This is a genomic window from Mycobacterium sp. PSTR-4-N (genome assembly GCF_022348085.1).
Lineage (GTDB): Bacteria > Actinomycetota > Actinomycetes > Mycobacteriales > Mycobacteriaceae > Mycobacterium.
Genome location: NZ_JAKRFN010000028.1, coordinates 27,926 through 53,415 on the forward strand (window position 1 = coordinate 27,926; position 25,490 = coordinate 53,415).

A 25,490-nucleotide genomic window follows, 5' to 3' on the forward strand; every position below is an offset into this window, starting at 1 on the left:
GACGCCTGGTCTCTGACCCAGGATCAACGCGCAAGTCTGCGCGCTCAGTCCAATGCGGGGGATGTTCTTTCCAGCACGGCGTCGCCGAGCTCGTCGACGAGGGTGAGCGCGGCGTGCAACTGGAGGCGGCGAATCGTCGCGGGCCGGCCGCGCAGCTGCTCGGCGCGTTGCACCCGGTAGGCGACGGTGTTCCTCGCGACTTGCAGATCGGCTGCAGCGCCGGCCAGGCTCCTGTCCCGGTCGAGGTAGCACTTCAGAGTGTCACGCACGGTTCTCACCGCTTCGGCGCTGCCCGCGAGGTCCCCGAGTTCACGCGCGACGAACTCCCGGGCGGCGGCGAGGTCGCTGCTCAGCATCGCCACGATGTCCAGATCCTCATAGCGATACACGTGGTTCGGCCGCGTCGACATCGATCCGATGCGGGCGGCCTCTGCTGCCCGGCGATGACTCTCGCGAAAGCCCTCGATCCCCGCGCCGGCGGTGCCGACCGCGATGCGCACACCGGGCGGCGTCGCTGCCGCGGGCCTCACGGCTTCGGGCGGCGTCGCCGTCCGTGAACCCCAGGCCCACACCCGCTGTGCACCGATGGGGTGCACGAGCGTCGACACGCACCCAGCCGCGGTAAGAGTTTCCACCGCCACCGTTTTCAGTTGTGCCGGTTCCGCGGATGCTGCCGGACCGGTCCAGACGATGACGCCGAGGTGCCATCTGTTCAGGTCGTAACCGAGAACCCGGACAGCTCTGTCCGTCGGCACCGGGGTTCCCGCCAGCAGGTCCTCCACGATCTGTGCGCGGAGCGCGACCGAGCCCGCCACCCACTCCTCGTGGGCGCGAGTGTATTCCGCGGCCATGTGCGTGGTGAGGACGTCGACGATGCCGAACAGCGCCTCGTTGATCCGCCGCATCTCGGTGAACCGCTCCGTCTCCGGAACAAGACGTTCGGCGGCGTCGAGCAAGAATGCCACCGCGGTCGAGTGAGCGAGGTGAATGCTCCGCAGCATGTGCTCGATGCCAATACCGCGGGCCACCACTTCCATCGGTCCCGTGAGGACCTCCGGCATCTGCGCGAAAGATACGTCGTCGTCGAGGGCGACGAGGGCGAGCGCACCCAGCGCGACGGCTTCACAACCCTTCGCGATCTCATCCGCGACCACGTCCACCGCGAGCTCGGGTATGGCGGCGGTGACACGGGACGCCATGAGCGCACCCAGTTCGACGGCCCAGCCTGCGGGGCCGGGGCCCAGCGCCTCGGCGAGCAGCTGCGCGCGCGCGGGCAGCACGGAACTACCCGGAAAAGCCTCTGGCGCAAGCGGTCCGAGTTCGGCGAACCACGGCTTGATCCGTGTCGTCGGGTCGTCGTCAGGCAAGGGCGATCGGCAGCGTCGCCCATCCGCGCAGGACGCGGGTGTCCCGTCGTCGGCCGCCGTCGGTCAGGGTTGCGTTCGGATGGCGATCGAAGAAGGTGCGCAGGCCTACTGCACCCTCCGACCTCGCCAGTGCTGCGCCCAGACAGAAGTGCCGGCCCCCGGAGAACGACAGGTGTCGCCCGGCGTTGTCGCGGGTCACGTCGAAGGTGTGGGGGTTCGGGAAGATCTCGGGGTCCCGGTTGGCGCCGGCCAGGTACAGCACGACCGCGTCGCCCGTTCGGATCGGGTGTCCCGCAATCTCGCTGTCGGCCACGGCGATGCGCGCGGTGAGTTGCACAGGAGATTCGAGCCGCAGGATCTCCTCGACGGCGTTGGGCCACAGGTCGGGCTGTTCGCGCAGCAGATCCAGTTGATCAGGGTGGCGTAGCAACAGCTCGATCCCGTTGCCGAGCAGGTTCACCGTGGTCTCGAAACCCGCGGCCAGCACCAGACCGGCAGTGGCGAGCAGCTCCGAGTCATCGAGCCGGGTGCCGTCGTCGTTGGCCTCGATGAGCTGACTCATCAGATCGTCTCCCGGCGAGGCCCGCAACTGTCGAATGTGGTCGGTCAACCACTTCGTGAAGCTGCTGAGGCCCTCCTCGACGCGAAGGAACTGCGGCCAGGACAACCCGATGTCCAGGCTGGGGGCTGCGAGTTCGCCGAACCGCAGGATCTGTGGCCGATCCTGTTCGGGCACCCCCAGGATGTCGCCGATCACCGTCACCGGCAGCTGCGAGCAGTACCGTTCGACGATGTCCACCACACCGGACTCACCGTCGAGATCTTTGATCAGCTCCACTGCCGTGGACTCGATGCGTTCCTGCAGCGCCGACACCGCGCGGGCGGTGAAGACCGAGGAGACGGTTTTGCGGTAGCGGGTGTGCTCGGGCGGTTCCACCGACAACAGCGATGGTGGCAGGAGCGGGTGGATGCGACCCCGGGTGCGCAAGCGTTCCTCGATCCGGCCGAGGAACGCGGGCAGCGAGTTACCGCTGGATGTGACGGCGAAATCGTCGGAGCGCAGGACCTGGTGCACCACGCCGTGGTCGGCCGTCAACCAGGCCGCGCGGGCCCGGGCGAGCCGCCCGTGGCGGCGGATCTCTTCGGAGAACTCGCCGGGGTTCGCACGGACGGCGGGGTCGGCGATCAGCCTGCCTTGCAGGTCGCCGCGGCGGGCCCCGACCGTGGTCAGGGCGCGGATGACGCCGTGCAGGGTCAACCAGTGCAGGCGCTGCCGAACGGTCATGTCCCCAGAGTAGAGAGTGCGAGCACCGACTACTTGGATCACAGTCCAAGTAGCCACGCGCGAAGTGAGTTTCCAGACCTAGGGTCGGTGTCGATCGGTTGTCGTCAAACGCTGACGTGCGGGCGGTGTTCTGCCCGGAACAAGGAGCGTCTCGGCTGGCGATAAATCGATGTCGCGACCGTGTCTCAGCGCCTTATCGTCGGCAACATGCAGGTCCGGGTCCACGACGACGCCGAGAGCTTCTCTGCCCTCGCCCATCCGCTGTACGCGCGCGAGCCGATCCGCCACACCGTCGAACTGACGGCGCTCGCCGCCGGCGTCGCCGACGATGCGCTGCTCATGACGATTCACGAGGGTCGCGATGTCATCGGTGCCGCGATGCAGACTCCGCCGTATCCCTTGCTGGTCAATGGCCTGCCGGTCGAATCCGTGGACAGCGCGGTCGAAGTGGTCGCGAGGGGTCACCCCGACTTGTGTGGGGTCCGTGGTCTGCGCGAGCGCGCCCAGTGCTTCGCGGCCAGATGGCAATCGACGGTGAACGCGGGCAGCGTCGTCAACGTCGAGGAGATGCTGTACCGGTTGAGCACCCTGCGTCCGCCGGTCGGTGTGTCCGGAACGCAGCGCCTCGCCACGGAAGCCGATCACCCGCTGCTCGCCGCGCGCGTGGAGGACTTCTTCGTCGAAGCATTCGAAGAGAAGCGCGACGAGGACGCCGGGCTACGATACGTCGAAGACGCTGTGGCCGTGGGCAATCGGTTCGTGCTCTGGACGGTCGACGGCGATCCGGTGAGCATGGCGATGTTGCGCGCGCCCGCGTCGGGAGTCTCGCGGATCGGCCCCGTCCACACGCCCGTGGCGGCCCGCGGGCACGGGTTCGGATCGGCGGTCACGGCAGCGGCGGCGCAGTTGGCTCGTGACGAGGGGGTGCCCGAGGTGGTGCTCTTCGCCGACCTGGCCAACCCTGTGTCGAATGCGATCTACCGCCGTATCGGCTTCGAACCCGTCAGCCAGAACATCCGCATCGACTTCGTGCGCACGGACGTCGGACCGGTCTGACTCACCCGGTGCCGGTGGCGTCTGCCGTGCGTTCCATCGCCCGGACCACGCTGACGGACAGGGGTTCGAAGGAGGCCACCTGCTCATCGGTCGCGTGGACGTCCGTGACGAGCGTCGCGCCGGGTGGAATGGGCGCCCAGGCGTGAAAAGGTCGACGCCCCAGCTTCTCTGCGTGCGCCAGCACATAGACGTGTTCGGCGCGCGCCATCATCAACTCTTTCAGTCGGGTCTGCTCGATGGCGGCTTCGCAGATGCCGAACTCGGCACTCACCGCGTCCGCGCCGAGGAACGCACGGTCGAAGGTGAGCCGTTCGATGGTGGCCTCGGCAAGGGGGCCGACGAACCCCTGGCTGAGGTGCCGCAGGGTGCCCCCGATGCACTCGACCCGCACATCGTCGGCGTCGGCGAGCGCTTCCAGTGCGGTCAGCCCCGCGACCACCACGGTCAGCCCTGGTAGGTGACCGAGGTAGCCGCCCATCGCGCCGACAGTGGTGCCCGCGTCCAACAGGATCGTCTCCCCGGGCTGCACCTGGCGGGCCGCCCACCGCGCGATCGCCTGCTTGGCCTCGTAACCCTGTTGCGCCCGCTGCCTCAGCGACGATTCGGACTGCTGGCTCAGGGCCATCGCGCCGCCGTATGTCCGTGCGATCAACCCCTGCTCGGTGAGGAGGCTCAGATCGCGTCGGATCGTCGACGCCGTCACTCCGAACTGGGTCGACAACTCCTCGACGCTGGCAAGCCCGGTCGACCGGGCCAGCCGGACGATCTCGTCCCGGCGAGCCTTCGAGCCACGTGGCGGCATTGCCTGCTCCTAGCTGAGAACTGTGGTGCTGGTTGCGAGTTCGGCTGCCTGACGAAGAGCTTCGACCATGCTCCCCGCTTCGGCGATCCCCTTGCCGGCGATGTCGAAAGCGGTTCCGTGGTCGACGGAGGTGCGGATCACCGGCAGCCCGACGGTGATGTTCACGCCCGCCTCGATGCCCAAGACCTTCACCGGGCCGTGGCCCTGATCGTGGTACATCGCGACGATCAGATCGTAATCGCCGCGGCCGGCGAGGAAGAACGCGGTGTCGGCGGGCAGCGGGCCGTGTGCGTCGATCCCGTCGGCGACGAGTGCAGCCACCGCCGGCACGATCTTCGCGTCCTCCTCGCCGTACCCGAACAGGCCGTTCTCGCCCGCGTGCGGGTTGATGCCGCACAGGCCGATCTTGGGCGCCGGGTTCCCGGAGCGGACCAGCGCCTCGTGTCCCCGCCGGACCGTCCGCTCGACGAGTCCCGGTTCGATCTTGGCGACGGCGTCGAGGAGTCCGATGTGAGTGGTGACGTGGATGACCTTCAGCTTGGGTGTCGAGAGCATCATCGACACCTCCTCGGTGCCTGTGAGGTCGGCAAGGAGTTCGGTGTGCCCGGGATAGATGTGCCCCGCGGCGTGCAGAGCCTCCTTGTTGAGCGGGGCGGTGCAGATCGCCTGCACCTCGCCTCGGACCGCGAGTTCTGCTGCGACCCTGATGTATTCGTACGCGGCATGGCCTGCGACGGCGGAGAGCTCCCCCCACGGCAGATTCTCCGGGAGCAGCTTCAGGTCGATCACGTCGATGCGACCCGCAGCGGGGCGCGCATCGGCGACGGAATCGACGGCCACGATGTCGCAGTCGATTCCGAGCAGGGCAGCGGCCTGGCGCAGGCGTGTGGCGTCACCGATCACCACGGGGACGCAGCGGTTCAGCGTGTCGGGATGGAGCAGCGCGGGCACGATCACCTCGGGCCCGATACCGGCGCCGTCACCCATGGTGACAGCGACGACCGGCAGGGTGGTGGAGGATGAACTCATGACTGGTTCCTCAATGTGGTTGTGGTGAACAGGGTCTGCCTCTGCGCTGAAGCGAGATGGGTGACGACGTCGACGAGGCTCGCGCGGTCGCCGAAACTTCCCGGCCGGGTGACGACGTGACGCCCGTCGGGCGTCCTACTGACCACCGCACCGTGGTGGACCACGTCGACGGGCCGCAACGAGCGGACTCCGAGCGCGTCGATCACGGCGCGGGCGGTTTCGCCGCCGGTGAGCACGAGGTCGGGCCGAGAGGACGCCGCGCGATCCGCGCCCGCCACGAGCCGACCGAGACGGCCGGCCAGGGTGCGGCGCGCTTTGGAGTCCACTGAGCCTCGCAGCGTCACGACGACGACCGGATGAGCGGTGAGCAGCCCGGCGAGTGCGTCGGTGTCGGCGGCTCCGGCGAGGACATCGGCCGCGTGGAATTCATGGTGTGCCGCTCCGTGCTCCCGGAGCGCACCCACCTGGTCGGAGGCGCTCGCAGCCGCGGTACCTACGACGACGAGCACGCTAGCGCCGTGGTCGCGGGGCGGCACGGCGATGTCGGCGGTCGGCGATGGGAGGGTGCGTGCGAGCGCCGCGGCCAGTGCCGACGTTCCCACGAACTGAACGCCTCTGACGGACAGGGCGATTCGCACCGCATCGTCGAGGTTTCCGTCGGAGGCGACGTCGCAGACGGCGACCGTTCCCGCCGCGACGGCGGATGGGATGTCGCGAGCGGAGAGACCGTCGCGCGCGGGGCGGCGGAGCAGTTCAGCGACAGTGCGAGGTGGCGCGGCCGCTTCCCAGTGCCACAGGTCGGTCTGGTGGAGGGGGACGCCGTCGACGTAGGGCACGCCCCCACGGACGGAACGCCGCAGCGTCGGGAGCCCGGCCGCCAGCACGACCGGTCCGCGCCGCGCGAGGGTGTCGACGGCCGCGCCGACGTGGCCCCGCAGTAGCGAGTCGATCTTGTACATGACCAGCCGGTCGGGGGGTAACGCATCGAGCGCGGTGCGCAGGATGCGGTCCGCCTCGGCTTCGGGCAGCGTGCGGCTGTTCAGGTCGACGATCGTCACGCCGCGTCGATCGGCATCACCGGCGTGGAGGGCCAGTGTGGGCAGCGGTTCCCGGTCCAGAAACGCGGCCGACGCTTCGGCGGCTCCGGACAGATCGTCGGCCAGGATCGTGAGGTCGGCGGGCGCGTTCACAGCGACATCCCCGCGCACTGGGTGATGACCTGGCCCGTGATGCTGCCTGCGTCGGGACCGAGGAGGAACGCGACGGTGCCGGCCACCTCGGTGGGCGCGATCAAACGGCCCATCGGGGGCATCTTCGGTGGGGTGCCGGCACGATGGGGGTCCGCGAGCATCGGGGTGTCGGTCGGTCCTGGCGCGACGACGTTGACCGTGATGCCGCGGGCCACCAGCTCGGCAGCCCAGGACCGGGCCATCCCGATGAGAGCGGATTTGGTTGCGGCGTATTGGCTTTTGCCGGCGCTGCCGGTCATCGTTCGGCTCCCGACGAGCACCACACGGGCGCCGTCGCCCATGCTCGGCACAAGCCCGTTCACCAGGACTTCGGCGGCTGCGACGTGCACACGCCACATCCGGGCGCCGTGGTCGGCGTCGAGTTCGCCGAGCGGAGCGCTGTACTGCACACCTGCTGCGTGCACCACTGCATCGACGTGACCGAATGCGGCGCGCTCCGGGTCCAGTGCGGCGGAGAGGGACTCGGTGTCGGCGAGATCGGTGGGCAGCCAGGTCAGCCTGGGATGCGATCCCTCCGGCGGTCGGCGACTCAGCCCGACGACGTCCCAGCCGTCGTCGAGCAGGCGGGTCACGACGGCAGCGCCGATACCGGAGCTGGCACCGCTGACCACCGAGCGGGGTCGGGTCACGGTGCGGCCCCGTCGATCCAGTCCTGCGTCACCGCGACGTGCTGGATGGCCTGCCGGAACCGGGTGAAGGCGACATGCAGCGCACCGTCGTGGGCATGGATGGACGGGTAGGAGAGCTCACGGTTCACCGCATCGCGAGAATTGTTCGACAGGCAGTAGCCGTCGCCCTCCTCGAGATTGCGCCGCGTCGGCCAGCTGAGCCCGCTGTCGGCGGAGATGGCCAGCGTCATCGGCGCGCGGGGCGCACCCCAGAAGGCGGTCCGCTCGCCGGAGGTGTCCACCGGGGGCGCCGGGGGCGGCTCGGCGGGATCGGCGAGGCCGTCGTCGTCGATCTCGTCGTAGAGCGACAGTCGTCGTGCGGTGGCGTCGGCTGCGCTGGATTCGTTGTACACCAGTGCCATTCGGTCGTCGGGCAGCACCACGAACTGGATCGACGAGTTGTTGTTGGGCAGCACCGTCGGCTGGGGCGCGGACCAGGTGTCGCCGTCGTCGGTGGAGACGCTGCGGTAGATGTTGTCGGCCCAGCGGCTGCGGTACAACGCCACCAGACGACCGTCGGAGAGTCGGCCGATGTTCATGTGCACGCAGCCGGTGCTGTCGGGTACCGGGACCTCGCGCCAGCTCGCGCCCCCGTCGTCGGAGACCATCACCGCGCTGGTGTCGTGGTCGCCCACCCAGCGCTGACCCGGCGTGCGCACGCAGTAGAAGACAGGCAGCAGCATGCGTCCGCTGGGCAGCACGCAGATGGGCTGACGGATGAACACGCCCGCGGCCTCCGTGGCAGGGAGCAGAGTGTGCGGCGGCCCCCACGTCACACCACCGTCGTTGGAGATCCGCCGTTGCACCCGCGCGGTGTCCTGATTGCCGGCGTGCTGAGAGGTCCACAGCAGCCACACCTCGTCACCGCCGTGCACGTGCAGAACGGGATTCTGTTCCGAGCGGGTGGGGTCGTCGGACAACTGCACCGGCGCTGTCCACGTGTCGGAACCGGCGGGCAGCCGGGAGAACCACACGCTGATGTCCGGGACACCCTCCTGGGTGCCGGAGAACCAGACGCAGGCCAGCGAGCCGTCGGGCAGGGTGGCGAGGTTGGCGGCGTGGTTCTGCACGTGGGGTGGCCGCAGCAGCGCGTCAAACCGCCCGGCTTCAGGGTGCGGACGCACTACCCCGTCGGCGCGCAGGCTCTCCGATGGAGCGGTGGTGGGGGTGTTCATCGCGCTCCGTTCAGCGTCACCGCGGCGAGATCGTAGGAGTTGGTGGGCCGCAATTGCATTCCATCGATGCGGGTGCGTCGGCCGAGGGTGGCCTTGGGGACGAACGACCACAGGCACGGGCAGGTCGCCCAGATGCGGCGCTGCGCGTCGGCCAGCAACGCGTCGCGACGCACGGGGTCGACCTCCTCGGAGGCCTGGGTGATGATCGCGGTGATCTCGGGGAAGAGGTAGCCGTGGTAGGTGTCGCGGGTTTCCTCTTTCTTGGCGGTACCCGCGTACATGCCTTGCATGATGGTCAACGCCAGCCCCGTCGGGCTCGGAAAGCCGTTGCCCAGGATGTCCCAGTCCCCGGCACGGCCCTGACGCCACTTGGCGATGTCGCCGCCGGGTTCGAACTGCTGCAACGTCGCGTTGACACCGACTGCCGAGAGCATCTGTACGACCGACTCCATGATGTCGGTGTCGGCGGCGAATTCGCCACTCTCCCAGATGATCTTGACCTTCAGCGCGGATTGTCCCAGCTTCTGCAGCTCGGCCTTGGCACGGTCGGGATCGTAGACGTAGCTGCCGGTTTCGATCGCGCCCGCAAGGCTCAGCGGAATCACTCCTCGCGACGCGGTGACCGAGCCCTGCAGGACGTCGTCGACCAGCGCCTTGCCGTTGATGGCGTAAGTCAGCGCGCGGCGCACACGCGGATCGGCCAGCGGATGGTTGGGCGGCTTGCGGAAGTTGTAGAACAGCTGGTTGAGCCGGACGCCGTCGGCCTGCTGGACAGCGACACCCGAGAGGCCTTCGATCTGGTCGGTGGAGTCGGGGGTGATCGAATCGATGACGTCCAGCTCGCCGCTGCGCAACGCCACCACCCGGCTGGACTCGTCGGGCATGAAGCGAACGCGCACAGATTCCACGTTCGCCTTCGGCGCCCAGTAGTTCTCGTTGCGGGTCAAGGTGTAGATGCCCGACCCGCGGTCGGCCTGCGTCACGGTGAACGGGCCGGTGCCGACGCCGTCGGCCAGGTCCTCGGGCTTGTTGGCCGCTGCGGGGGTGATGAGGATGTTCGACATCAGGTAGTCGAGCACGGGGATCGGACGGTTGGTGGTGAGCCAGAAGCTGGTGTCGTCGATCTTCTCGACCGTCGGCCACTCGGGGAAGAAGGTGGCGACGAACGATCCGTCGACCTGGGAGTACATCGACAGGGCGGTCGCGACGTCCTCGACGCGCACAGGGGACATGTCCGAATACCGGATGCCCTGGCGCAACCGGACGTACCAGCGGGTCGGCTCGACGAGGCGGAACTGATCGGCGAGCACCAGCCGCGGCTTGAGGTTCGCGTCGATCTCGGTCAGCGCCTGGCGTACCGCGCGCTGCACCGTCAGCGCCGCGTCGTACTGAAGGAGCTTGTTGTCCAACGTGTTCAGTGCCCGGTTGAGACCGAGGCTCACGGTGGTCGGTCCGGGCCTCCCCGTCGGCGTGGCGCACGAGACGATGCTGGGGGCGAGCGCCAAGCCGGCACCGAGGAAGAGCCCCGATCGCAGCATGGACCGCCGTGACAGGCGCCGTTCGAACAGCTGCTCGGTCATCGCCGACCTCCCTGATGCGCTGTGACCACTACCACACCGACTGTAGGGAATCTGCGCGCAATGCGCAACTACGCGCAGACAATTGCGCAAAACACGCACTAGTGCCATTGTGATGTAGGCGACATCCGGGCACGCGTATCCGGCAGGTCACTGGGTCTGACCGAAGACGCCGCCGCGAGGTTCGAGGGAAAGGGTCGACGATGGCCGATCAACTGTTGGCACCACCGGTGCACCGGGCGTCCCCGTCCGCCGCGCCCGCGCGGCGCAGCATCGCCGGTGTCGTGTTCGGGCCGACGGCGCGCTACATCCTGCGGCGTCTCGGCCAGAGCGTGCTGACGGTGTTCCTGACGCTCACGACGGTGTTCGTGCTGATCCGTCTGGCGCCCGGCGACCCGGCCTACTCGCTGGCCGGACCGTTGGCCACCACCGAGGATCTCGCGCGCATCCGCACGCAGATGGGTCTGGACGAGTCGGTGTTCGTGCAGTACGCCAAGTACCTGCAGGGTCTGCTGCATCTCGATCTCGGCACGTCGTATTCGTTCCAGGCGCCCGCGTTCGACGTCGTGCTGTCGCGCCTTCCCTACACCGTGACGCTGGCCGTGTCGGCCATTCTGCTGACCACGCTGGTCGCGATCCCCCTCGGGGTGTGGATGGCCCGTCACGCCGACACTCGCCGGGAGCTGGCCGCCAACGCGGTGACGATCACCGGCCAGTCGATGCCCGACTTCTGGACCGGCCTGATGCTCATCACGATCTTCGCGGTCCTGATTCCCGTGCTGCCGCCGGCCGGCTTCACCACCTGGTCCAGTCTGATCCTGCCGACGGTGACGATCGCCGTGCTGCAGGTCGCGCTGATCTCCCGCATGGTGCGCCGAGAGATGGTCGGCGCGTTCCTGTCACCGTATGTGACGGTCGGACGCTCCCGCGGTGTGTCCGAGCGGGAACTGATCTGGCGCTACTCCATGCGCAACTCCGCGATCCCGGTGCTGACTGCACTGGGCACCCGGTTCGCGTCGATGCTCAACGGTGTCGTGGTCGTCGAGGTCGTGTTCGCCTGGCCTGGCGTCGGATCACTTGTGGTGCGTGCGTTGGAAACCCGTGACTATCCGCTGATCCAGGCCACGGTGCTGGTCACCGCTGTGCTCGCGATCCTCGTTCAACTACTCGTCGACCTCTGCTATCCACTGCTGGACCCGCGCGTCCGGCTCGGGAAAGGACAGGGCGCATGACCGCTCCCACCACCGATGTCATCGAACCTCCTGCGCAGCCGCGGCCGTCGGCGGTCACCGCACGCGACATCGCCCGCGCCGGCGCGACCCGGCGCCGCCGGGACAGCCGTCTCAAGACCTGGGTGGGCTCGATCGCCGTGCTGATCGTCATCCTCCCGGTGATGCTGGCCCGCGTACTGCCGTTGCCGTCCCCTGATGCCACCGACCTCGCCGCCCGCCGGTTGCCGCCGCTGACCGACGGCCACCTGTTCGGCACCGATCAGCTCGGTCGCGATCTGCTGGCCCGCGTCCTCTACGGCGGGCAGGTCTCGCTGGCGATCGGCCTGCTCGCCGTGCTGGTCTCCGGGATGATCGGGCTGGTGCTCGGAGCGCTCGCCGGGTATCGCGGCGGCTGGATCGACACCATCGTGAGCCGCCTGTTGGAAGCCCAGCTCTCCCTGCCGCTGCTGATGATGTTGCTGTTGGTGGTCGCGCTGTTCGGACCGTCGATCCCGGTGATCACCTTTGTCATCGCGATCGCGCAATGGCCCGAGATCGCGCGTCTCACACGGTCTCTCGTGCTGGTCGAGCGGGAGAAACCCTACATCGCGGCCGCCCGGGTGCTGGGCCTCGGGCATGCCGCGATCCTGGTCCGCCACATCGTGCCCAACATCGTCAAGCAGGTGTCGCTGGTGGTCCTGCTGCTCCTCGCGCAGGCCGTCCTGCTCGAGAGCGCCTTGAGTTACCTCGGCGCGGGACCGCAACGCCCGTTCGCGACGTGGGGCCGCATCATCTCCGACGGCCAGGATTACGTCACGACGTCCTGGTGGCTGGTCACGCTGCCGGGCCTGGTGATCGCCCTGCTTGTCGTCGGGGTGAACTTCCTCGGCGACGGGCTGCGCGACCGCACGGGCGGCACCAGACGCAGCCTCTGGAAGGCGCTGTCGCTGCGGGGAAGGAACAACTGAGATGGGCAACTTGCTCAAGGTCGACGAACTCCAGGTCGAACTCATCACCGCCGGGGGAGTGGTGCGCGCCGTCGACGGCGTGTCCTTCTGCATCGACGCCGGCGAGACCGTGACGATCATCGGCGAATCGGGCTCCGGGAAGTCCACCACCGCGATGGGAATCCTCGGCCTGCTCCCCACCGATCTGGCGGTCCTGTCGGGCAGCGCCACCTTCAAGGATCGCGAAATACTGGGCGATCACGCCGAACTCGGCAAGGTCCGCGGCAGGCACATCGCGCTGGTCCCTCAGGACCCCATGACCGCACTGAGCCCCGTGCACACCATCGGATCGCAGCTGCGCGACGCCGTCCGCCACGGCGGCGTGCGGGGGCGCTCCGCCGAGCGGGTCCGCGCCGTCGAACTGCTCGATCAGGTCCACATCCCCCGTCCCGCGGAGCAACTCGGCAAGTATCCGCACCAACTGTCCGGCGGCATGCTGCAGCGCGTCCTCATCGCAACAGCTCTGGCGGCCGGCCCCGAACTGATCGTCGCCGACGAACCGACCAGCGCCCTCGACGTGACGGTGCAGGCCAGCATCCTCGACCTGCTCCTGGAACTGCAGCAGCGCACCGGCGTCGCGATGCTGCTGATCACCCACGATCTGGGCGTCGCCCGGCTGATGTCGGACCGCATCTTCGTCATGAAGGACGGCCGCTTCGTCGAAGGCGGCGACGCTGAAGCGCTGCTGGGGAATCCGCGCAGCGCCTACACCAAGCGACTTCTCGACGCCGTGCCCCGCTTGGATGCCCATTCGATCACGGAGGTTCCGGCATGACCCAGCCCCTGCTGCAGATCGACGACCTCGTGGTCGAATACCCGGTCGCCGGCGGCGTCTTCCGCGCATTGAACTCGGTGAGCCTGGCCGTGGAGAAGGGATCGTGTCTGGCCGTGGTCGGCGAATCCGGCTGTGGCAAATCCACCTTGGCCAAGGCCGTCGTCCGGTTGCTGCGTCCGACGTCGGGCCGGATCGTCTTCGACGGTACCGACATCGCCGGCCTGTCCGAGCGCACGCTCCGCCCCTTCCGCTCCCGGATCCAGATGGTGTTCCAGGACCCGTACGGCTCGTTGGACCCGCACCTGAGTGCCGTCGACATCGTCGCCGAACCGCTGCGCCTCCGGGGGGTGCGCAGCAGCCGGGACCGCCAGGCTCGCGCCGCCGAACTCATCGACCGTGTCGGGCTGCCCACCAGCGCGTTGCACCGCAAGCCCGCGGAGTTCTCCGGCGGTCAGCGGCAGCGCATCGGCATCGCGCGTGCCCTGGCCAGCGAACCCGATCTGCTGGTCTGCGACGAGGCCACCAGTGCGCTCGACGTGTCGGTGCAGGCCCAGGTGCTCGACCTGCTGCGCGAAATCCGTTGCGAGACCGGGCTGACCTATGTGTTCATCTCCCACAACCTGGGCGTGGTTCGGGAGATCAGCGACACCATCGTGGTGATGAAGTCCGGCAACATCGTCGAATGTGGCTCGACGGACACCGTTCTCGCCAGTCCCGCCGAGCCGTACACCAAGGCTCTGCGCGCCGCCGCGCTCGACCCCACCACGATGGTCGGGATCAAACCTCGCAACGTGGTCGCGCGCCTCGACCCCACCGCCACCCAAGGAGCCGCCTGATGCCCGCCCTCGATCTCACCCGCCCCGTCCTGGGCACCATGACCTTCGGTGACACCGTGTCGGCCGAACTCGCCGCAGAGATGCTGGACGTGGCGCTGGCGGCGGGCATCACCCACATCGACACGGCCAATGCCTACGCGGCGGGGCTGACCGAGGAGATCCTGGCGGGCCTGTTGCGGGGCCGGCGTGACCAGGTCACCGTGGCGACCAAGGCGGGCATGCCCCATCCGGACGCCGGCGACGACGCGCCGCTGTCCGCGCGCGCCGTGCGGGCGAGTCTCGACGGCAGCCTGCGCCGTCTCGGCATCGATCGGGTGGACCTGTTCTACCTGCATCAGCCCGACCGCCGCACGCCGCTGCGCGAGACGCTGCAGACGGTCGCGGATCTGGTGGGCGAGGGCAAGGTGGGCGCCCTGGGCGTCTCCAACTACGCCGCGTGGCAGATCGCGGAGATCAACCACCTCGCCGACGAGGTCGGGGCGCCCCGGCCCGTCGTGGCGCAGCAGGTGTACAACCTGCTCGCGCGGCGTATCGAGGACGAATACGCCGAGTTCGCGGCGACGACCGGGCTGGTCACGATGGTGTACAACCCGCTCGGCGGCGGTTTGCTCACCGGGCGGCACACCTTTGATGCCGACCCGTCCGAAGGGCGGTTCGGGGATTCGCGCCTGGCCACGATGTACCGCGAACGCTATTGGAATGCATCGATTTTCGAAGCGATCAGCCAGCTGTCGACCCTCGCCGAGAAGGCGGGCATCCCGATGTCGGAGCTGGCTCTGCGGTGGCTGGTGAGTAAGCCCGCGTCGGGTCCGATCCTGCTGGGTGCGTCGAAGGTCAGCCATCTGGAGGCCAACATCGCGGCCATCGCGGCGGGTCCGCTCGACGACGATCTGGTCGCGGCGTGTGATGACGTCGGCGCTCCGCTGCGTGGCGCCATGCCGAACTACAACCGCTAGGAGACCCATGACTGCGCGTGACTTCACCGCCCGACTGCGCCGCAGGGAGCGTGTGATCGGCTACTGGTCAGTGCTCGACAGCCCCGTGTCCACCGAATGGCTGGCCCATGTCGGCTACGACTACCTGGCGCTGGACATGCAGCACGGACTGATCGGCTACTCAGGCATGGTGGCCGGCCTGACCGCGATCGATGCCGCGCACGGACCGGCCGGCGTGGTGCGCGTCGAAGCCAACGATCCGACTCCGATCGGACGGGCTCTCGACGCCGGTGCTGCGGCCGTCATCGTCCCGCTCATCGACACCGCTGCCGATGCCGCCCGCGCGGTGAGCGCGGGAACGTACCCACCGGCCGGCATCCGCTCCTACGGGCCGATGCGGTCACAGCTTCGGATCGGGCCCGTCCCCGCCGCCGCCAACGCGGAGACCGCGGTGCTTGCGATGATCGAGACGCCGCTGGGCCTTCAGAATGTCGAAAGCATCTGTGCGGCAGACGGTCTCGCGGGCGTGTACGTGGGCCCGTCGGACTTGCGGTTGGCGGTCGGTGGTGCGCATCCGCAGGACCCCGCCGTCGACGACGAGTTCGAGGCCGCGCTCGTGCGCATCAAGGCTGCAGCAGAGGCGCACGGCATCGCCGCGGGCATCCACACCCCCGACGGAGCGAGCGCCGCGCGACGGCTCGCCGAGGGGTTCACGTTCGCGTCGGTCGCGTCGGACCTGACACACCTCAAGCAGGTCGCCGCTGCTCACCTCAAAGCGGCGAACGAAGGCCTCTGAGCGAGTCAGGGCAGCCGACGCTTCGTCAACGCGCCCTCGGTCAGATCGCGGCGCACCTGGTCGATCATCGACCGCGCGCGAAGCGGCGGGCTGCTCGAATGTGACTGCAGCGCAACGCCGGCGATGAGGTCTGCCAGTGCTCCCACTGATGACCACCGCGGTTCCCAGCCCAGTTCGGTTCGGGCGCGGGAGCAATCGAGCAGCGGGACACTGAACGCCAGATCCAACCACCCGCGGTCGATCGGTTGCAGCCCGACCCGCCACGTGAGATCGGCGAGCGTACCGAGCACGCGGGACGGCACGTGAAGCTGGAAGGAGCCCAACACCTGCGCCACCTCGGCGCGGGTGATCGGCGGGTCGGCGGCCAGGTTGAACGCGCCGGTGGCACGCCGTTCGAGTGTGCGCAGGATCGCGGCGGCGACATCGTCGGCGTGGATCAGCGGGATGCACAGTCGGCGATCCAGGGGCAGCACCGGAAGCAACGGCACGGCGATCATCGGCACCCACCCCGGCAGCGCATAGCGCATCAACCCGCTGGCCGCTGCCCGCTGAACGATGAAACCCGGTCGCATGCGGGCGATCCGGATACCGTCCGAGCCGTGCTCGCGCTCGTAGTCGTTGAGCAGCTCCTCGGCAGCGGACTTGTCCCGGCTGTACGGCGAGGACGGAATACCCGACGTGACCCAGGATTCGTCGACGCGCCGGGTGTACCGCCCTGCGGCGTAGGTGCCGACAGACGACATGTGGATCAGGTGCGGGACCGCCACCTGATGGGCCGCCTGCAACACGGCCAGGGTTCCTCCGACGCCCAGCCGCGTCAGATACTCGGTGTTGCGGGTCGGCTGGAACCCCCACGCGAGGTGCACGATGGCGTCGGCGCCTTTGACGATCGGCATCAGGCGTTGCGCCGCATCGGGTTCGGTGAGATCCAGTTCCTGCCAATCGACGTCCCGATAGACGCCGTCGGCGTCGGGTGGACGCCGCACGACGCCGACGATGTCCCACTCCGGTGCCTCGTCGGCGAAGCGGCGCAGCAGCGCTGTGCCGACGTTGCCGGATGCGCCGGTGATGACGACGCGCATCGCGTCAGGCCGTCGCCGCGGGACTGTCCGGCACCGGCAGCGAATCGGCGCTCGCCGACGACCGTGCCCGGTCCCGCCGGCGCGCGATGATCAGTGCGCCGGTCAGCAGCGTCGCAGTGAGCAGCGTGGGCACGAACAGGAATTGCGCCAGCGCGACCCTACGTTGGATTTTCAGCCCCGTGCGGGCCGCGGACCGGGTCTTGCTGGTGACGCTCATCTCTGCCTCCGCTTCGTGAGTGTGCGTCGGCCATACCCGGGTCATCGGTCTCGCAAACGCCGTCACCGGACTCCTGCGGGTGGAACGTGACATCGACGCGTTGGAAACCTTTGGCCTGCTGAGCTTCCGCCTGTCCGGCGTACATCTTGCGGTCCGCCTCGGTCAGCTCGACGTTGTCCGTGAACGGGGTCAGCAGGGCGCGCGGGTGCAACTGATCGACGCGCACCGCGTTGATCTCTGCGCAGATCAACAGCGTCGTCGACACCAGGTACAGGAACGCGAGCAGGCCGAGCACGATGGCGAACACGCTGTTGGTCGCGCTGGCCGAGCTCAGCACGTGCGCGACGTAGGCGGCGCCGAACCATTGCAGCAGCTGCCAGAGCACCGCGGCAGTGATCGCCCCGGGCAGCACATCGCGATAGCTCAACGGCCGCACGGTGGTGACCCGGAACGCGGCGACGATGACCGCCGTGTTCAGCGCCAGCGACGCGAGCACCACCCCGGTGGTGCCCAGGAAGCCCAGACCGGCCCAGGCCCGGCCGACAGCGGTCAGCACGGTCGTCGCGATGACCGCCGAGCCCAGCACGAACAGCAGCAGCAGGCTGTACAGACGCGCCCGAATCGGGTCCGGGCGGGTGTACCGCGGTACGGCCCACACGATGTTCATCGCGTTCTGCAGCGCGTTGCCGACGCCGAGCCCGCCGTACAGGGCGCCCGCGATACCGATGATCACCGCGGTGGTGCCGCCGCTGAGCGCCTCAGGTTGGCTGAGCTGGTCACTGATGACCGGGAACTGGTCGATGGCGGCGTTGACGATCTGCTCGCGCCACTCCGGTCGGCCGGAGAGCACCACGCCCAGCACCGTGGTCAGGAGCAGGAGCAGGGGAAACAGCGAGACGAAGGCGTAGTAGGTGATGAGGGCGGCGAGGTAGCCGGCCTGATCGTCGACGTACTTGTAGACGACGGCGATCGTGAACCCGGCCGCTCGGCTGCGTTGTTGCAGGCGATCCAGCCACTTGACCATCGTGTGACCTCCCACGCCTTCACGGCCCTGCGCCGCTGCGGGGATACCCGCTCACCTGCTGATTCACTCCCGCCGTCCGCGCGAGCGGCGCAGCCTGCGGCCGCGGCGGCGCAGCTCGTTCTCGCTGGTGATGTTCTTCTCGATCGCGGTGGTGTCGCGCAGGGGCAGCTGAAGGTCGTCCTCGGCCCTCATACCCGCCTGCAATTGACGACCACGCTCGAGCTCGGAATCGACCTCGGCGCCGAACAGCAGAGCGAGGTTGGTCAGCCACAGCCACAGCAGGAACACGATGACACCCGCCAGCGTGCCGAAGGTCTTGTTGTAGCTGCCGAAGTTCGCGACATACAGGCCGAACAGCAGCGACGCGACGATCCAGGTCAGGATCGCGATCGCCGCTCCGACGCTGATCCAGCGGAATTTCGGCTGCTTGACGTTGGGGCCGGTGTAGTAGAGCGTCGCGACGCCCATGACGATGAGCACCAACAGAACGGGCCACCGCGCGACGTTCCAGATCGCCAGTCCGGTTTCTCCGATGCCCAGCCGGGCACCGACGACTTCTGCGACGGGTCCGCTGAGTGCGAGAAGGAAGGCGGCGACGGCCACGACGATCAGTCCGGCGAGGGTCAGCCCGAGCTGCTGCAGACGCAGCTTCCACGCCGGCCGGCCTTCCTCCACCTCGTAGATGCGGTTCATCGCGCGGCCGAACGCGCCGACGTATCCGGATGCCGACCACAGCGCACCGAGAAGGCCGGCGACCAACGTGAACCCGGCCGAGGGTGCGTTGACCAGTTGATCGAGCGGTTGACGCAACACGTCGACCGCAGCGCCGGGACTGACGTCGTCGACGATCCCGAGGATGGTGTCGGCGGTGCGCTCACCCTGGCCGAACACCCCCAGCAGCGACATCACCACCAGCAGCGCGGGGAACAGCGACAGCACCGCGTAGTAGGTGAGGGCCGCGGCGAGATCCATGCACTGGTCGCGGGTGAACTCGCCGACGGTCTGCCGCAGCACGTACCGCAGCGACGGCCGTGTCAGTTCGGTCGGTGACTCCGGCTTGCTGGGGTCGTCGGGGGCGGGGCGGGTGTCGTCGTCGGGCGGCGGCGTGCGGTCGACGGCCGGCGCTACCGGGCGTGGCGGGTGTGCCGGGCGCGACGACCGCGTCAGCGCACCGGTCGCCAGCCCTGCCAGAAACGCTCCGGCCAGCGCCACGGGGCTGCGTCGCGATCTGGGAGCCTGGACCTGATGCTGCATGGGCCGTTAGTGCCCCGCCCTCTGTGCCCGCAAACGCTTGCGGCAGCCGTCAGAAGGCGTAGCGGATGCGACACTCCGGAAGGGTCGCGCCGATCAGGTCGGTCAACTGGTTCACCCACCGGCCTTTCCACCCTGACTTGTAGCGCACGTTCCACTGGCCGCTCTCGCTGCGTTTGACCTGCTGCAGATCCGGGCGCCACAGCAGCTCCTCGCCGCGGGGATGCCAGCCGAGGTTGACGTCGTGCAGGCCTTCGTTGTGCGTCAGGAAGATGATCTCGGCCGCCAGCTGGCCGCGGGTGCGTGCGCTGGTGCCGTCCGCCACCTGCGTCAGCAGTTCGGCCCAGTCGGCCAACCAGTTCTCGTGCACGATGACCGGACTGAAGTTCAGGTGTACCTCGTAGCCGGCGTCGACGAAGTCGTCGAGCGCGGCGATGCGGTCGGCGATCTTCGACGTGCGGACGTCGACGATGCGTGATGTGTCGGACGGCATCAGGCTGAATCGGATGCGGGTGCCGCCGCGTGGGTCGTAGGTCAGCAGTTCGGGGTTGACCAGCTTCGTGGCGAAACTCGCTTTGGCGTTCGGCAGGCGCGCGAACAGGTCGACGAGGTCGCGCACGTTGTCCGAGACCATCGCGTCGACCGAGCAGTCGCTGTTCTCCCCGATGTCGTACACCCAGTCGACCGGATCGCATTGATTGGGAACGGTTTTGGTGCCCTGGCGACGTGCGTGCCGTTCGAGGTAGCCGGTGATCTTCTCGATGTTGGCGAACACGGTGATCGGATTGGCGTAACCCTTGCGCCGCGGCACGTAGCAGTACGAGCAGGCCATCGCGCAGCCGTTGGACGTCGACGGTGCGATCCAATCGCTGGAGCGCTCGTTGCGACGCGCGCTCAAGCTCTTCTTCTCGCCCAGCACCAGCACTTCCCGCTTGTTGCGCACCCAGTCCTCGACATTTCCCTCGTTGCCGTACAGGCCGGGAATCGCCTGGTGCGAGAGGACCTCGATGCGTTCGGCGTCGGGATGGCGGTCGAGTACCTGGCGGGCGCGGGGGAAGCGTTCGATGTCGGGCTCGTGGAAAATCCGTCTGACGTCGAGCAGCCGGCCGGCGAGGGGTTCGGGGGTCCGGCGGTTCACCGACAGACAACGACCATCGGGACGCGCGGGTTCCTGGTTTGTCGGGTAACGCAGCGGGCACTCAAACGCACATGACGGAACCGAAGACCGAACCCTCCACCGGGGAGTTGTTGGGTCAACTGTCTGCTCAGACGTCGCGGCTCATCCGCGACGAGTTGCGGTTGGCGCAGAAGGAAATGCAGGAGTCGGCCAAGCATGCCGGCAAGGGCGCCGGTCTGGCCGGTGCGGCCGGGCTGCTCGCAGTCCTCGGCCTGGCCACGTTGATCGCCGCGGCGGTGGCCGCGCTGTCTCTGGTGCTGCCGGTGTGGGCCGCGGCGGTGATCGTGGCCGTGGTGGTGTTCGCCGTGGCAGGCGTGGCCGCGCTCATCGGCAAGAAGCAGGTCGACAAGGTGCCGCCGCCGGCAGCCGTCGCGGTGGACAGCGTCAAGACGGACATCACCGAGTTGAAGGCCCACACGGAAGGCGCTCGCCATGGCAGCACAGCCTGATCAGCGGCCCGAGCCGGGCCCCGATGCGGGAATCGGCGAGATCGAGGCCGACATCGAGCGCACCCGCGCCGAACTCGGGGAGACCGTCGGTGCGCTGACCGACAAGCTGGACGTCAAAGGGCGCGCTCAGCAGAAGGTCGCGGACACCAAGGAGTCGGTGGCACAACGCAGCCACGATGCCGTCGACACCGTCAGGGCGAAGCCTGCCCTCCCGGTCGGGGCGATGGTCGCGATCGTGGCGACGGTCGGCGTTCTGATCTGGTTGCGGCGCCGCAACTGACGGATCACTCCTTCTCGGTCAACTCCGGCGAGTTCTCCCGCGTGGCCATGCCGCCTTCCTTGCCGTGATCGGCAGGTCCCGGCCGGTCTTTGTCGTCTGCGTGCTCGTCGTGCTCTTTGGTCATCACGTCCCCTCCTGACCGTCCCAGGCTATCGGCCGGGCGTACGCTGACCCTCCGTGATCGACATCGCGCTGAGCGACATGCGGGACTGGTTCGGCTTCGGCGTGGCGGGCAATTTCGCCGGACATCTCGAGCAGGCCGGCGAAGCCGTGGACTTCGTCAACGTGGCCAGCGAGGGTGAGGCGCCCAAGGGCATCTTCCCTTGGTACGCGCCGGGCTCCGACACCTTCCTCGGCGAGTTCCCGCTCTCCAACGACGAGACCCGCCTGCCCCCCGAAAGCCCCGAATTCTCAGGCCCACTCAACCTGCAGATCGAGCCCGAGGTCGGGCTGGCCTGCCGGGTGGTGTGGCGGGGCGACACCGTGGTCACGCTGCAGCCGTTCGCGCTCGGGGCGTTCAACGACTGCTCGATCCGCCGGCCCGGCGCCAAGAAGATCAGCCACAAGAAGAACTGGGGATCCGCGTCCAAGGGGGTGTCCCGCTCGTTCTTCGAGATCAGCGATCTCACCCCGGACGGGCCGACCGCGACGCTGCGCTTGGTCTGTCTGCTCCACTCCGATGGCGAGGAGCACACCTATGGCGTCGACAGCCCGGTGATCGGCTACTCCTACTACGGCGAGGTGCTGCTCGACTGGATCGTCGAACGGCTCGCCAACCAGAAGGGGTCCGACGACACCCCGCTCGAGGACGTCGGCGCTCTGATGGTGGCCAGCGGGCACCCCGAGAACGTGCTGATCGGGATCGGGGCCACCCGCTACACCGAGCTCGGCGAGAGCACGTTCCTCAAGTCCGGCGACGACGCCATCGTGCGCGTCTACGACACCGCCGACGACGCAGCGGCCGAGCTGCGCCAGACCGTGCGGTAAGGAGCGCCTCGAGCGGTCCACATCACACCCGGGGTCGGGCCCGGAATTTTTCGCGCGGTCAGCGGCATTCATCCAAGTGTCGTCATCGGGGCGGCCACGACGGAGGAGACCGAGATGACCGATCAGCACACCGTTCGACGGGCTCTCCTCCTGGGCGGTATCGGCGCGGTCGCGGCCGCCGGACTCATCGGTCCCGGCGCAGCGAATGCACATGCCGCCGAATCCTGCTCCGACGTCGCAGTGGTCTTTGCGCGCGGTACCGCGGAGCCGGCCGGGCTCGGTCGGGTCGGGCAGGCGTTCGTCGACGATCTGCGCGCAGAGCTGGGCGGGCGCAGCGTCACTGCGGCGCCGGTGAACTATCCGGCTTCCTACGACTTTCTGCAGTCCGCCCCTGCCGGCGCTAATGATGCCAGTGCCCAGATCCAGGCCACCGCCGCCCGCTGTCCCGATACCCGCATCGTGGTGGGCGGGTATTCGCAGGGCGCGGCGGTGGTGGACCTGATCGCCGGCGATCCCGCGGCCACCTTCGGTTTCGGGCGACCGATGCCGGCCACCGTCGCAGACCACGTCGCGGCCGTCGCGGTGTTCGGCAACCCCGCGGGGCACATCGGCCGAAGCCTCACGACCTCGAGTCCCCTCTACGGTGCCAAGACCATCGACCTGTGCAACGGTGCAGACCCGGTGTGCTCCGCCGGTGATGATCGGGCCGCGCACAGCAACTACGTGCAGGCCGGCTTGGTCTCGCAGGCAGCCGATTTCGCCGCCGGACGAGTGAAGGCCCCGGCGCCGGCCGGCGTGCTGGTCGACACCGCCGGCACCGTCGGCTGACGATTCAGCCCGCCCAGTGTCCGCGGCGTGCCACAGTGCAGTGTGCACACGAGCGTCGCGGTCATCGGAGCCGGACCCGGCGGTCTGGTCGCGGCGCGTTGGCTCGCCGCCGAGGGCTTCGACGTTCACCTCTTCGAGAAGGGGCAGCAGCTGGGTGGCCAGTGGACGGGAACGCCCGGCACCAGCGGTGTCTGGCCGCAGCTGTACACCAACACCAGCCGTGTCCTGACCGCGTTCAGCGACCTCCCTCATGACGGGACCGAGACGTTCATGGCGGCTCCCGAGATCCTGCGGTATCTGCGCCGCTACGCTGACATGTTCTCACTGGTCGAACGAATCCGGTTGCGCACCAAAGTCACTCGCGTCAGCCGTGACGGTGACCGGTGGTCCGTCGAGACAGCGGACGGCGCCGAGGAATTCGACCGGGTCGTGATCGCGAGTGGGCGTTTCCAGACACCCGCGCTGCCGACGGTGCCGGGCCTGTCGACCTTCAGCGGGCCGGCGGGAGTGCGGTCCACGTTCGACTACCGCAGCGTCGAACCCTACCGAGGTAAGCGCGTTCTGGTCGCGGGCTGCGCTGTCAGCGCTCTCGAGGTCGCCACTGAGCTCGTCCATGGCGGCGCCGCCGCGGTGACGGTGACGCAGCGCCGACAGCGCTACGTACTGCCGAAATTCGCCGCCGGGGTGCCGTCCGACCACCGCATCTTCACCCGGTACGGCGCCCTGGCCGCCGAACGTCTTCCCGTGGCCGAAGTCGATCGTCAGCTCAAGGCGATCGTCACCGCCGCCGGTGGCAGTCCCGAACAGTACGGGGCTCCCGCGCCCGATCCGTCGCTGTTCGCCGCCGGGGTCACCCTCAGTCAGCACTATCTGCCGCTGGTCGCCGAGGGACGCATCGGCATCCGGCCATGGCTTCAGACGGTGTCCGGTCCCGACGTCACGTTCGCCGATGGGGCGACCGAGCAGTTCGACGGGATCCTGTTCGGCACCGGCTTCCGGCTGGATCTGCCCTTCCTCGCCGACGAGATCCGCACGACCCTCGGTGTCGACGACGTGCATCTGGAGGCCGATCGCTACACCTTCCATCCCGATCTGCCAGGGTTGGCGTTCGTCGGGATGTGGGACCAGTCCGGTGGCTACTTCGTGCCCCTGGAGCTGCAGGCCCGGTGGTTGGCCTACACCTGGTCGGGTCGTCTACCGGCCGACGTCGCGCAGCAGCGCGCGGCCGTCGATGCCTACCGGACCCGCCGCGGCCTGCCGCAGAAGACACGAATGAACATCGCCGCCATCGGTTTCGCGCGCGCTGCGGGCTGCGAACCGCAGCTCGATCGCTGGCCGGACCTCCGGCGTGCCCTGCTGTTCGGGCCGCTCGCACCGAGCTGCTTTCGGTTGGACGGACCGGACGCCTTGCCCGGCGCCGCCGCGCAATTCGTCCGTGACGCAGCGGCGTTCGGAGCGATCACCTCGCCCGACTTCACCGATCGCGAACAGGTCGACTGGGATCTGCTGCAGAAATACTGAACACAACCTGCTTCCCATTAGCATTGCTGAGGTGGAGCAGGTGGACACCGGTCAGCTGGCTGCCCTGGCGGCGGTCGTCGAGTTCGGCAGCTTCGACGCGGCCGCCGCCCACCTGCATGTCACGCCGTCGGCGATCAGCCAGCGGATCAAGGCCCTCGAACAGCGCACCGGTCAGGTCCTCGTGATCCGCGAAAAACCCTGTGTGGCAACACCGGCAGGTGCGCCGCTTCTTCGGCTGGCAGCCCAGACCGCGTTGCTGCAGGCCGAGGCGCTGGCGGAGATGCGCGGCGGATCGGCCGAGACGATGCGTGTCTCGCTGGCAGTCAACGCCGACTCGATGGCGACCTGGTTCACCGGTGTCTTCGTCCGGCTCACCGACGCGCTGCTCGACGTCCGCATCGAGGATCAGGATCTGTCCGCACGTCTGCTCCGCGAGGGTGTGGTGATGGGCGCGGTGACCACGGAGAGCGCCGCGGTGCCAGGGTGCCGCGTCGAACCTCTCGGCATCATGCGCTACCGACCGGTGGCCACCCGTGCGTTCGTCGAACGGCACCTGCCGGACGGGTTCACCGCCGCGGCCGCGGCGCAGGCACCGTCGCTGGCGTGGAACCGGGACGATGCGCTGCAGGACCAACTCGTCAGGCAGGTGTTCGGCGCGGATGTGCGCCGCCCCGTGCATTACGTGGCGACCGCAGCGGGGTTCGGAGCCGCCGTGCACGCCGGGCTGGGTTGGGGCATGTATCCCGAGCAATTGATCGACGCGTCCTTCGTGCAGTTCAGCGACCAGCATCTCGACGTCCCGCTGTACTGGCAGTGCTGGAAGCTCGACAGCGCCACAGTCGCTCTGGTGACCGACGCGGTGAAGTCGGCGGCGACGGGCCTGCTGCCGCCCCGGTGAGGCCGGC

The 25,490-nt window shown here is 68.5% G+C and carries 27 protein-coding genes; 13 read left to right on the forward strand and 14 right to left on the reverse strand.

Annotated elements, in window-relative coordinates; all coding sequences use genetic code 11:
* Positions 1–44: 44 nt before the first annotated feature.
* Positions 45–1,367, reverse strand: coding sequence for a CdaR family transcriptional regulator (locus tag MHN84_RS26500; protein ID WP_241207456.1), 1,323 nt, complete (start codon positions 1,365–1,367; stop codon positions 45–47).
* Positions 1,360–2,652 carry a cytochrome P450 gene (locus tag MHN84_RS26505; RefSeq protein WP_241207457.1) on the reverse strand — a complete coding sequence of 431 codons (1,293 nt, stop codon included), beginning with the start codon at positions 2,650–2,652 and terminating at the stop codon, positions 1,360–1,362. Before MHN84_RS26505 ends, MHN84_RS26500 begins: the two co-directional genes overlap by 8 nt.
* A gap of 207 nt (positions 2,653–2,859) precedes the next feature.
* Here MHN84_RS26505 and MHN84_RS26510 point away from each other — a divergent pair, with 207 nt between their 5' ends.
* A complete protein-coding gene (locus MHN84_RS26510; RefSeq protein WP_241207458.1) occupies positions 2,860–3,708 on the forward strand; it encodes a GNAT family N-acetyltransferase in 849 nt (282 codons plus the stop codon).
* 1 nt (position 3,709) lies between these two features.
* Here the strand turns inward: MHN84_RS26510 and MHN84_RS26515 are convergent, their stop codons facing one another.
* The 6 genes from MHN84_RS26515 to MHN84_RS26540 are packed head-to-tail and all read right to left on the reverse strand — an operon-like array spanning position 3,710 to position 10,212.
* Positions 3,710–4,510, reverse strand: a complete 801-nt coding sequence (locus MHN84_RS26515; RefSeq protein ID WP_241207459.1) for a DeoR/GlpR family DNA-binding transcription regulator — start codon at positions 4,508–4,510, stop codon at positions 3,710–3,712.
* A gap of 9 nt (positions 4,511–4,519) precedes the next feature.
* A complete protein-coding gene (gene pdxA / locus MHN84_RS26520; protein WP_241207460.1) occupies positions 4,520–5,539 on the reverse strand; it encodes a 4-hydroxythreonine-4-phosphate dehydrogenase PdxA in 1,020 nt (339 codons plus the stop codon).
* Entirely contained in the window at positions 5,536–6,729 is a 1,194-nt protein-coding gene (locus MHN84_RS26525) for a four-carbon acid sugar kinase family protein (RefSeq protein WP_241207461.1), read from the reverse strand. Before MHN84_RS26525 ends, pdxA begins: the two co-directional genes overlap by 4 nt.
* Positions 6,726–7,418, reverse strand: a complete 693-nt coding sequence (locus tag MHN84_RS26530) for an SDR family NAD(P)-dependent oxidoreductase (RefSeq protein WP_241207462.1) — start codon at positions 7,416–7,418, stop codon at positions 6,726–6,728. The genes MHN84_RS26525 and MHN84_RS26530 overlap by 4 nt, the downstream gene beginning before the upstream one ends.
* Entirely contained in the window at positions 7,415–8,632 is a 1,218-nt protein-coding gene (locus tag MHN84_RS26535; protein ID WP_241207463.1) for an exo-alpha-sialidase, read from the reverse strand. The genes MHN84_RS26530 and MHN84_RS26535 overlap by 4 nt, the downstream gene beginning before the upstream one ends.
* Positions 8,629–10,212 carry an ABC transporter substrate-binding protein gene (locus MHN84_RS26540; protein WP_241207464.1) on the reverse strand — a complete coding sequence of 528 codons (1,584 nt, stop codon included), beginning with the start codon at positions 10,210–10,212 and terminating at the stop codon, positions 8,629–8,631. The genes MHN84_RS26535 and MHN84_RS26540 overlap by 4 nt, the downstream gene beginning before the upstream one ends.
* A 200-nt stretch (positions 10,213–10,412) precedes the next feature.
* Here MHN84_RS26540 and MHN84_RS26545 point away from each other — a divergent pair, with 200 nt between their 5' ends.
* Genes MHN84_RS26545 through MHN84_RS26570 form a run of 6 tightly spaced genes read left to right on the forward strand, consistent with a single transcriptional unit; the run spans position 10,413 to position 15,769 of the window.
* Positions 10,413–11,441 carry an ABC transporter permease gene (locus MHN84_RS26545; RefSeq protein ID WP_241207465.1) on the forward strand — a complete coding sequence of 343 codons (1,029 nt, stop codon included), beginning with the start codon at positions 10,413–10,415 and terminating at the stop codon, positions 11,439–11,441.
* Complete coding sequence (locus MHN84_RS26550; RefSeq protein WP_241207466.1) at positions 11,438–12,388, forward strand: ABC transporter permease; 951 nt, start codon at positions 11,438–11,440, stop codon at positions 12,386–12,388. The genes MHN84_RS26545 and MHN84_RS26550 overlap by 4 nt, the downstream gene beginning before the upstream one ends.
* A gap of 1 nt (position 12,389) precedes the next feature.
* Positions 12,390–13,202: an ABC transporter ATP-binding protein gene (locus tag MHN84_RS26555; RefSeq protein ID WP_241207467.1), complete on the forward strand. Its 813-nt coding sequence runs from the start codon at positions 12,390–12,392 to the stop codon at positions 13,200–13,202.
* Positions 13,199–14,038 carry an ATP-binding cassette domain-containing protein gene (locus MHN84_RS26560; protein WP_241207468.1) on the forward strand — a complete coding sequence of 280 codons (840 nt, stop codon included), beginning with the start codon at positions 13,199–13,201 and terminating at the stop codon, positions 14,036–14,038. Before MHN84_RS26555 ends, MHN84_RS26560 begins: the two co-directional genes overlap by 4 nt.
* Positions 14,038–14,994: an aldo/keto reductase gene (locus MHN84_RS26565; protein ID WP_241207469.1), complete on the forward strand. Its 957-nt coding sequence runs from the start codon at positions 14,038–14,040 to the stop codon at positions 14,992–14,994. Before MHN84_RS26560 ends, MHN84_RS26565 begins: the two co-directional genes overlap by 1 nt.
* A 7-nt stretch (positions 14,995–15,001) precedes the next feature.
* Entirely contained in the window at positions 15,002–15,769 is a 768-nt protein-coding gene (locus MHN84_RS26570; RefSeq protein WP_241207470.1) for an HpcH/HpaI aldolase/citrate lyase family protein, read from the forward strand.
* Positions 15,770–15,774: 5 nt separating this feature from the next.
* Here the strand turns inward: MHN84_RS26570 and MHN84_RS26575 are convergent, their stop codons facing one another.
* The 5 genes from MHN84_RS26575 to MHN84_RS26590 form a co-directional block, all read right to left on the reverse strand.
* Positions 15,775–16,851, reverse strand: a complete 1,077-nt coding sequence (locus MHN84_RS26575) for an NAD-dependent epimerase/dehydratase family protein (RefSeq protein ID WP_241207471.1) — start codon at positions 16,849–16,851, stop codon at positions 15,775–15,777.
* A gap of 4 nt (positions 16,852–16,855) precedes the next feature.
* Positions 16,856–16,984, reverse strand: coding sequence for a hypothetical protein (locus MHN84_RS29760; protein WP_255730977.1), 129 nt, complete (start codon positions 16,982–16,984; stop codon positions 16,856–16,858).
* A gap of 25 nt (positions 16,985–17,009) precedes the next feature.
* Entirely contained in the window at positions 17,010–18,092 is a 1,083-nt protein-coding gene (locus MHN84_RS26580) for a YihY/virulence factor BrkB family protein (protein ID WP_241207472.1), read from the reverse strand.
* Positions 18,093–18,155: 63 nt separating this feature from the next.
* Complete coding sequence (locus MHN84_RS26585; protein ID WP_241207473.1) at positions 18,156–19,346, reverse strand: YihY/virulence factor BrkB family protein; 1,191 nt, start codon at positions 19,344–19,346, stop codon at positions 18,156–18,158.
* 49 nt (positions 19,347–19,395) lie between these two features.
* Positions 19,396–20,481 (reverse strand): spore photoproduct lyase family protein, encoded by a 1,086-nt coding sequence (locus MHN84_RS26590; protein WP_241207474.1) that lies wholly within the window; start codon positions 20,479–20,481, stop codon positions 19,396–19,398.
* A 71-nt stretch (positions 20,482–20,552) separates the two neighbouring features.
* Here MHN84_RS26590 and MHN84_RS26595 point away from each other — a divergent pair, with 71 nt between their 5' ends.
* Both MHN84_RS26595 and MHN84_RS26600 read left to right on the forward strand, forming a co-directional pair.
* Complete coding sequence (locus MHN84_RS26595; RefSeq protein WP_241207475.1) at positions 20,553–20,969, forward strand: phage holin family protein; 417 nt, start codon at positions 20,553–20,555, stop codon at positions 20,967–20,969.
* Positions 20,953–21,249 carry a DUF3618 domain-containing protein gene (locus MHN84_RS26600; RefSeq protein WP_241207476.1) on the forward strand — a complete coding sequence of 99 codons (297 nt, stop codon included), beginning with the start codon at positions 20,953–20,955 and terminating at the stop codon, positions 21,247–21,249. The genes MHN84_RS26595 and MHN84_RS26600 overlap by 17 nt, the downstream gene beginning before the upstream one ends.
* A gap of 4 nt (positions 21,250–21,253) precedes the next feature.
* On the opposite strand, the gene MHN84_RS29765 is transcribed toward MHN84_RS26600, so the two are convergent.
* The gene (locus MHN84_RS29765) at positions 21,254–21,376 is read right to left on the reverse strand and encodes a hypothetical protein (protein WP_255731004.1); all 123 of its coding nucleotides are present in this window, start codon (positions 21,374–21,376) and stop codon (positions 21,254–21,256) included.
* 50 nt (positions 21,377–21,426) lie between these two features.
* Between MHN84_RS29765 and MHN84_RS26605 the strand changes: the two genes are divergently transcribed.
* From MHN84_RS26605 to MHN84_RS26620, 4 genes are all read left to right on the forward strand, one after another.
* Complete coding sequence (locus tag MHN84_RS26605; RefSeq protein ID WP_241207477.1) at positions 21,427–22,236, forward strand: DUF5718 family protein; 810 nt, start codon at positions 21,427–21,429, stop codon at positions 22,234–22,236.
* Between the two features lie 114 nt (positions 22,237–22,350).
* Positions 22,351–23,064: a cutinase family protein gene (locus tag MHN84_RS26610; protein WP_241207478.1), complete on the forward strand. Its 714-nt coding sequence runs from the start codon at positions 22,351–22,353 to the stop codon at positions 23,062–23,064.
* A gap of 27 nt (positions 23,065–23,091) precedes the next feature.
* Complete coding sequence (locus MHN84_RS26615) at positions 23,092–24,585, forward strand: NAD(P)-binding domain-containing protein (protein WP_308192994.1); 1,494 nt, start codon at positions 23,092–23,094, stop codon at positions 24,583–24,585.
* Between the two features lie 31 nt (positions 24,586–24,616).
* Positions 24,617–25,483 (forward strand): LysR family transcriptional regulator ArgP, encoded by an 867-nt coding sequence (locus MHN84_RS26620; protein ID WP_241207479.1) that lies wholly within the window; start codon positions 24,617–24,619, stop codon positions 25,481–25,483.
* Positions 25,484–25,490 lie beyond the last annotated feature (7 nt).